The organism is Ruegeria sp. YKSF131, assembly GCF_059612645.1.
In genome coordinates, this window is the sequence record NZ_JBXWQZ010000128.1 from 1 (window position 1) to 1,921 (window position 1,921).

Annotated in this window: 1 protein-coding gene; it reads left to right on the forward strand. The window is 60.3% G+C overall.

The window, feature by feature from the left end:
- Positions 1 to 131: 131 nt before the first annotated feature.
- Positions 132 to 1,910: an ABC transporter ATP-binding protein gene (locus tag AC2FLZ_RS21905; RefSeq protein ID WP_480556061.1), complete on the forward strand. Its 1,779-nt coding sequence runs from the start codon at positions 132 to 134 to the stop codon at positions 1,908 to 1,910.
- The last annotated feature ends 11 nt before the right edge of the window (positions 1,911 to 1,921 follow it).

The following is a 1,921-nucleotide window of genomic DNA, read 5'->3' on the forward strand; positions in this document are numbered from 1 at the left end:
GGTTAGGTCTTATTTAGCGTGTTTGGATGTTGGGATGGGTTGGTCTGCCGCAGGGTTGCATCTGTCCTTTAGGCGCGGCGGGATATGGGGTATCTGGGCGTGCGCACCGTTTCACGGATTTGGAGAACGCAATGATGAAGCGCGCCTGGAACAAGTGGCGATCGGGCTATATGGGCCGGCTTGTCGGTGAGAGCTTTTATGCGCAGGGCGGGCTTTACGGCATAGCGATCCTGGCGATGATCGCGGTGGCGGTCACCACCGCCGGCTCGGCTTACATGATGGAATATATCATCGATGCCATGACCAGCCCGGAATTGCGGGGATGGGTGCATGTCATTGCGCTGGGGGTTGTGCTTCTGTTCCTGACCAAGGCGGTGGCCTCGTATATTCAGGCCGTTTTTCTGGCACGCGCGGGCAACCGGATTGTGGCCCAGCAGCAGGAGAAGCTGTACCGCAAGCTGGTCCGGCACGGAGTGTCGTTCTTCTCGACCACTGAATCGTCGGATCTGCTGATGCGCACGACCAATGGCGCGCAATCGGCCCGGAGCCTGATCGATGTTCTGGTCACCGGGTTTGTCCGCGATGCCCTGACCCTGGTCGGCCTGATTGTGGTCATGGTGTATCAGCAGCCGGTCCTGTCGGTGATGTTCTTTGTGGTGGGCCCGATTGCCCTGCTGGGGGTGCGGTATCTGCTGAAAAGCGTGCGCTCGATCATGCAGGCCGAGTTCAAATCGCTGGCAGAGATCATCCGGGTGCTGCAGGAGACCTCGGCGGGGATCAAGGTGATCAAGGTGTTTGCGCTTGAAGATCGCATGATCGACCGAATGGAGACCGCGATCCGGAAGGTCGAACAGCGCTCGAACGACATCGCCCGGCTGCAGGCCATTGCCAGCCCGCTGATGGAGTTTCTGGCCGGTCTGGCGGTTGCCGGGGTTCTCATTGTCAGCACGATGGGCATCGCGGGCACCGAACAGCCGACCGCGGGTCAGCTGATGTCCTTCATCACCGCTTTGCTGATGGCCTATGAACCTGCCAAGCGCCTGTCCAGGATGCGGGTCCAGATTGAAACCTGCATGGTCGGGGTCGGCCTGTTGTTCAGCCTGCTGGATCAGGAGGACACGATGGTGGAAAGCCCCCGGGCCCGTGACCTGAGTGACGGCCCCGGACAGATCACGCTGCGCAATGTGACCTTTGGCTATCAGGGCACGGTGCCGGTGATCGACAACATGAGCGCCACTTTCGAGGCCGGGAAAACCACCGCCCTTGTCGGCCAGTCCGGTGGTGGCAAATCCACGTTGTTTGGCCTGATCATGCGGTTTTACGACCCCGATCAGGGCAGCGTCGAGATCGATGGCCGGGACCTGAGGGATGTCAGCTTTGCCTCGCTGCGGCGGAAAATCTCGTATGTCGGTCAGGATACGTTCCTGTTCTCGGCCTCGGTGATGGACAACCTGCGCTGCTCGGCGCCCGATGCGAGCGACGAAGAGGTGATCGCGGCAGCCCGGGCCGCACATGCGCATCAGTTCATCACCGACCTGCCGCAGGGCTATGAGACCCCGGTGGGCGAGAACGGAACCTTTCTGTCGGGCGGCCAGAAACAGCGCATCGCGATTGCCCGTGCCATTCTGCGCAAGGCCGAGATCCTGCTGCTGGACGAGGCCACAAGCGCGCTGGACGCGGAATCGGAATCGCTGGTCAAAGAGGCGCTGGACGCCCTGACACAGGATGTCACCGTCATCGTCATCGCCCACCGCCTGTCAACCGTGCTGGAGGCAGACAAGATCATCGTCATCCAGGACGGCGCTATCGCCGAACAGGGAAACCTCGACCAACTCATGCAGAAAAACGGCCCCTTCAAAAACCTCTTCGACCAACAGTTCAACAAACACAAACAAAAAGTCGCACAGTAATAGGGGGAGCT

Bases quoted from the DNA above. Each gene is read 5' to 3' on its own strand.
- AC2FLZ_RS21905 (WP_480556061.1), top strand. From the start codon at position 132: ATGATGAAGCGCGCCTGGAACAAGTGGCGATCGGGCTATATGGGCCGG.